This is a genomic window from Paenibacillus praedii, from assembly GCF_049725345.1.
Classification (GTDB): domain Bacteria; phylum Bacillota; class Bacilli; order Paenibacillales; family Paenibacillaceae; genus Pristimantibacillus.
Map to the genome: position 1 here is coordinate 1 of NZ_JBMWAM010000039.1, position 6,289 is coordinate 6,289.

At 42.8% G+C, this 6,289-nt stretch carries 5 protein-coding genes; 4 read left to right on the forward strand and 1 reads right to left on the reverse strand.

What is annotated here, in order from left to right; genetic code table 11:
- Positions 1-235 precede the first annotated feature (235 nt).
- The 4 genes from ACO9K6_RS20840 to ACO9K6_RS20855 all read left to right on the forward strand — a co-directional run bounded on the left by ACO9K6_RS20840 (position 236) and on the right by ACO9K6_RS20855 (position 6,111).
- Positions 236-385, forward strand: a complete 150-nt coding sequence (locus tag ACO9K6_RS20840) for a hypothetical protein (protein WP_424769449.1) — start codon at positions 236-238, stop codon at positions 383-385.
- A 313-nt stretch (positions 386-698) separates the two neighbouring features.
- Positions 699-1,457: a hypothetical protein gene (locus ACO9K6_RS20845; protein ID WP_424769450.1), complete on the forward strand. Its 759-nt coding sequence runs from the start codon at positions 699-701 to the stop codon at positions 1,455-1,457.
- Positions 1,387-5,622 carry a DNRLRE domain-containing protein gene (locus ACO9K6_RS20850; RefSeq protein ID WP_424769451.1) on the forward strand — a complete coding sequence of 1,412 codons (4,236 nt, stop codon included), beginning with the start codon at positions 1,387-1,389 and terminating at the stop codon, positions 5,620-5,622. The genes ACO9K6_RS20845 and ACO9K6_RS20850 overlap by 71 nt, the downstream gene beginning before the upstream one ends.
- Positions 5,623-5,634: 12 nt before the next feature.
- Positions 5,635-6,111, forward strand: coding sequence for a hypothetical protein (locus ACO9K6_RS20855; protein ID WP_424769452.1), 477 nt, complete (start codon positions 5,635-5,637; stop codon positions 6,109-6,111).
- A 76-nt stretch (positions 6,112-6,187) separates the two neighbouring features.
- On the opposite strand, the gene ACO9K6_RS20860 is transcribed toward ACO9K6_RS20855, so the two are convergent.
- Positions 6,188-6,274 carry an IS3 family transposase gene (locus tag ACO9K6_RS20860; protein WP_424767105.1) on the reverse strand — a complete coding sequence of 29 codons (87 nt, stop codon included), beginning with the start codon at positions 6,272-6,274 and terminating at the stop codon, positions 6,188-6,190.
- Positions 6,275-6,289: the final 15 nt, after the last annotated feature.

Genomic DNA, 6,289 nt, shown 5'->3' on the forward strand with positions numbered 1-6,289 from the left:
CAAAATAGCATTACGTACACATATTTGCCCACTGTGACCATACCTCCTCGCTTTTAATATTAGACTGTTTCAATTCCAAAAATGTTTCATTTCGGGACTAGGTAATGGATAAAGAGGATGGATTAAACGCTTATGGGCTTAAGCTAACGGGTACGCTAGTTCAAAACAGCAGGCAGATTAAAACCTCTCCGTAGAAGCAAACTGGATTTAATAGCTTCTATAGGGAGGTTTTATTATGAACTTAAGTGAGTTGTGGAGTTTGTATGAAGCTGACAAACGCATTCAAGGCTTCAGTCCGAAAACATTAAAGGCATATGCGCTTCAGAAAAAAATGTTGGTGCTGGAGTTAGGCAATCTTGATATAAAAGAGGTTACGTTCGTTTAGAGACATTCGTTATCTGAAATTGTGACAGCGACCCTTGATAAATCAAGCCTTTTCACCTTCATTTTCTCAGGATTTCTGACGCCACCCAGGAGGAGTGCCGCCTTTTCACAAATGGCTGAGACGACTTTTCCGCTGGATCCGGAAACCGGCCGTAATGGTGGGCTAAATCACCAAGAGCTCGAGTATCGGGCTCTAATCTTTCTGTCGCAAGGGACCTGTTTGTCCATTAATATTTCATTATTAGTAAATATTAATTATACCTATACAAACTTATCGTGTAATATTTTGGCAAAACCATATTTAGGAGGCCAGCATGCACTATACACGATGGAAACTATATCAGAGAGTGATTTGTTGGGTACTTATATTGTCCTTGTCGATCCCGGCTTTGCCTGGCAGTAATTTGGCTAAGACGCACGCCCAGACGGCGAGCAAGGAGAAGATTGACGAACGAGTAATTGCACCACAGGCGGGCGAAGTAGTCGAACTGCGGACTGAGAAATCCAAAACGCAGCGGAACAGCAATGGAAGCTACACAACCGAAATTTCTTCGATTCCGATTCACTATCAAGATGCAACATCTAAACGATGGAAAGCCATAAGTAATAGAATAGAACAGAACCCCACCTCCTTCTACAATAATGACCATTCATTTAAAGTGAGGTTCAATAAAACATTCGAAAGAACAGCCGATTTGCTTAAAATTACAGACAACAAGCAGTCCATCGCGTTAACCCCCGTGTCGGAGACAGCAGGAAGTGTCCAACCGACAAGGAATCAGCTTCCGGGTTACATGGCGGATAATACGATCACTTATAAAAATTTGTATCCGGGCGCGGATCTGCAATATACGCTAGGCAACGATAAAATCAAAGAAGATATCGTTCTTCACAAAAAACCGGATACTCAAACCAAAACCATATACTCAAACCAAAACCATATACTCATTCAAATTGAAACTAGTCAACCTGAGACCGGAATCCTCGTCGGATGGATCCATCTTGCTTTTAGACACGGAGTCGAAAGAACCGGCGTTCTATCTTCAAAGACCGGTGATGTACGATTCATATAAGCCGGCAGGATATGAGCAGATCTCCGATTCCAGTTCGCCGGCTGAGGAAGCTGTATCCTTCGACATCCGTTACGAGACTTATGAGAAAGACGGAATTCTGTATATTGATGTTATCCCTAGCCGCGCGTGGCTGGAAGACAGCAAACGGGTATATCCGGTAACGATCGATCCCACCATCGTGAAGTATCAACCTACCTATGCGTTGGCCGATACCAATATTCGCAGTGTTTCTCCGAATACGACGGGACCCACTGAAACAACACTCGGCGTTGGGCTCTATAAAGACTCCACTCAAACGAATGTCATTCGGTCGCTGCTTAGATTCGATACATCTTCTATTCCGGTCGGCGCCAAAGTGCTGAACGCCAACCTGAATATGTGGCTATCGTCCGTATCGAATACCACAAGCATTGATGTGACTCTTCACGAAGTGACGACAGCATGGACGGAATATTCTGCTTCGTGGAATTACGCAGATGCCTCGAACCTCTGGATCAACAAAGGCGGCGACTTTTTGTCGTCTCAGATTTCGACGGTAGCAGGAATCAGTTCCTTGACGTCGCTCGATATCAATTACAGGTGGCCGATTGCTCCATATATTATAGACAAATGGATTAACGACGGGACTCGAAATAAAGGCTTGCTCCTAAAGAGTACGGCTGAAACGACCAATTCCTATAAAAAGTTTATCTCAGGAGACGATACGGCAAATCCCTCGAATTCTCCTTTGCTGAGCGTCACTTATTATCCGGCCAGTCGCCTCGGATTGGAGTCCTATTGGACTTTCGATTCACATCCGTTAGTTGGCGGAGCAGGCTTTACGAATCTTGGCACAGGAAATAATATCCTTCAATTTACCGATTACAGCCTGGAAGGTCGGGGCAATTTCGGTATTGATTTTACACGGACTTATAACTCAAAGTCGGTGGAACAAACTCCACTCGGATACGGATGGTCTTATACAGGTTCCGAGTCTATCATTGAAAACCGGCACACCGGGGAGGTCTTGTTTACTGACTCCGACGGAACCTCACACTCGTTTGTTTACACTGCCTCCACGGGTGCGTATCAATCACCGGCAGGGAAATACCTGACACTTACGAAGGTTAGGAATACCTCCGGAGTAACAACAGGGTACAGAATTACGGATAAACACGGAATCGTTACCCATTTTGATGTTACATCTCATGATGAAATAGCCAACGTGATCCGGGCCAAAATCGGTTATGAGGCTGATCGGCATGGAAACAAAGTCAGCTATTTGTACGATACCAATGGAAGGTTAAATAGCATATCAGACCCGTCGGGCCGTAGCATTACATTCGCCTATGAAGCCAGCGGCCGTGTAGATTACGCTTTACTTGAAGGCAGGAAGATGGATTATGGCTACGACGCTGCCGGCAAACTGGTCACGGTTGACCAGTATAAAGAAGACGGCTCCTATAGCAGATCTCAGTTTCTTTATAATACCGACAATCGAATCAATGTAGTTATTGATCCGAATGGACGAAGGACAGACTATACCTATAATCAGGATGTACTGGAAAAAGTACAGGAACCGCAAAACTCGCCGACAGGTAATGACCTTGCCACCCGGCCAGGTATCACGTATTCGAATAACTTGTCGGCTAGAAAAACGACGGTTATCGATGCTGAGCTGAACAAATCCTCCTATGAGATGAATGAGAATTACGTCATCACTCGGATGGTGCGAATTTTATCAGATGGTACAGAGTCAGCTACGGTATATAACCTTGATGCAAACTATAATCCACTGGAGGTTACAGATCCTGCGGGTGGTATTGCATACCGTACGTTCGATGCGAAAGGGAACTTGCTGACCTTTAAAGATGAGGAGGGAAATCTTTCTTCCCACACGTACGATAGCTTTAGCAATATGCTGACTGAGACCGACGCCAAGAACAACGTGACTTCCTACAGCTATAACTCGGTCGGAGATCTCGAGGTAATGACAGACCCAAAAGGGCAAATCATACAGTACGCTTACGATGCGTACGGTAATCTAAAAACAGTAACGCATCCGAACGGAACTATTGAATCGTATGAGTACGATGCCTCGGGTAACGATATACGGACCGTCCGTGATACGTCCGGTAATACGGTTTCGACCATCACCGACAGTATGGGGAATGTGACGAGTGAAACGAACGGCAGGGGTTTCACAACCGGCTTTAATTACGATCTTTTAAATCAATTGCGAACAGTCACAGACCCTAAAAACTTTGTGACCCGATACAATTATGATAAATCCGGAAATATCAAAACGGTAACCAATGCCAGAAACTTTATAACGAGTTATGAATACAACGGGATGAACCAGGTCACGAAGGAAATCAGCCCGCTGAACAAAATTACCGAAAACCAGTACGACGCGAACGGCAATTTGCGGGTTACGAAGACGGCAAACGGCGATACGTTATCGTTTGACTATAATGATCTGGAACAATTGACCACTATGTCGGTTAACTCGACGCTGCAATGGACGTATCAATACGACGAAAATGGAAACCTGAAGGATGTTTTGCAGAAAGGTTTGCCGCTTCGGCACTTTGAGTACTATAAAAACGGTCATCTGAAACAGGAGACCGATCGTGGTAACTTGAAGGATTATCAGTACTACCCTAATGATCTGCTGAAGCAGCTGAAACACACAGTCGGCACTAGCAGCGTCTATTGGGATTATGACTATACGACCACTAACCAGTTGAAGCACATCAAGCGGAATGGCGTTGAACTCATCAATTATCAGTACGATGCAAAGATGGATGACCTTGATATTGCCACACGTCAAAACGGCACCTATACCGACGTGGATTACGACGCAGGAAACCGGTTGAAAAAATATGCGAACTATTTGCCAGGCGGCAGCTTATTAAACAGCTTTACGTATGAATATGAGCAAAATGGTAATATCAAAAGTGTTTTATCGAGCTCCGGAACCTTTACGTTTGACTACGATCAATTGGATCAATTGGAAAAGGAGACTCTTCCTGGCGGCGGATCGATCAGCTACAGCTACGATGGGGCAGGCAATCGGCTTAGTAAAACGGTTACCTCAAGTACGATAGCAACGACCAGTTACTCCTATAACGGTGCCAACCAGATCGAGGTGGTAAACGGCGTCGCTTATACGTATGATGCGAATGGGAACCTGCGTAACGACGGTTCACGCACATATGTATACAATGAACTCGATCAATTGTCAGAAATCAGGAGTGCCAGCGGACAATCAATCTTCAAAGCGGCGTATGACGAGCGCGGAAGACGAGTCCAGACAGAAACTGCCGATGGAATAGTAAACTATTTCTACGAGGGCGACCAGGTCATTTATGAGACCAATGGAAGCAACCAGATCATCGTGGAGTATACGTGGGATGATGACGGCAACCCGGTGTCCATGATAAAGAATGGCCAAACGTACTTTTATCATTTGAACGGGCAAGGAGACGTAGTTGGCCTGACGAACAGCAGCGGGGCGGCTGTCGCTTCTTACAGCTACGATGCATGGGGCAACATCCTGGCTCAAAGCGGGGTCATGGCAGATTCAAATCCATACCGCTATAAAGGTTACCGTTACGATGGCCACACTAAGTTGTATTATTTGATGGCCAGATATTATAATCCAGTACACGGGAACTTCTTGTCGGAGGATCCTCAAAGTGGGTTGTCGGAAGAGCCACTTAGTCAAAATGACTATGCCTATGCACTCAATAATCCAGTTAACATTATTGATCCCAGTGGGGAACATCCGATTTTGGTCATTGTTGCATTTATTCTAGTACGGCAAGGGATAAAATATGTACTAAAGAAACAGGTAAATAAACAATTACTAAAGGCCACCGTCAAAGCCAGTAAGGGTACGGGTAAAGGGCTGGAATTTAGTAGTAAGCAATCTCTTGAACAATGGACAAAACAATACTCAAAACGTGGTTGGGATGAAAAATTAATTCAAAATACTACTAAAAAACCTTATACAACAAGAGAAGGATTTAATAAACATTCTGGAAATAAGACAACAGTTTATTATAATAAAGACGGTTCTCATGTAATTGTTGATAAAGGAACAAAGAAAATAATTCAAATTAGTGACAGAACAAAACCATGGAAGCCAGACTCTTCAATAAAAAATCCATATAAACCTTAAGGTGGTATGTAGATGGAATTTATAGATAGTTGCAAGAATGAGTTGAATAAAATCGAATGTGGTAAGATAAGTTTTTATGGTGATGATTATTATAGTTTGGAATGTATACAATCATTACCGAAAATAATAATGAAAATAGATTTACTAGATGAATTATTGATTACACCATACTATTTCATAAATGGTGAAATAGTTGAGCTATATGAGTATAAGCTTTCAATAAAAATTGTAAAGGTCATAAAAAGCAAAGAACACTTCTTTTTAGAAGAAACAGGTAAGAAAAGTTTGGATGACATACCTTTAGATATACTAAAAGTACTTGATTATACCTATTATGAAACTTTAGGTAATGACAAGGAGGCATTCATTAATTCTTTAAAAAGGTATACAACCTATATGTCTGAAAATGAAGAAGAAATTTTGAACAAAATTAAACTAGATTATGAAGGACAAAATGAATTTGGCGGAATATATTATGAAGTCTTATAGGTAGTAAACAGACTCCTCCCCTCGACCATTGAACTGTGACCCAGATTGTAGACGATTAAAACAAAGAGCCCTAAGCTCAACCAGCAAGCAGGTGACCTCTAAATTCATCGGGGGTCATCTTTTTTAATGTCCACTGGTATCTTTCTGAGTTGTAGTAGCTGATATACTCCCTAACTCG

Coding starts and splice junctions, on each gene's coding strand:
- ACO9K6_RS20840 (WP_424769449.1), top strand. CDS start 236: ATGAACTTAAGTGAGTTGTGGAGTTTGTATGAAGCTGACAAACGCATT.
- ACO9K6_RS20845 (WP_424769450.1), top strand. CDS start 699: ATGCACTATACACGATGGAAACTATATCAGAGAGTGATTTGTTGGGTA.
- ACO9K6_RS20855 (WP_424769452.1), top strand. CDS start 5,635: ATGGAATTTATAGATAGTTGCAAGAATGAGTTGAATAAAATCGAATGT.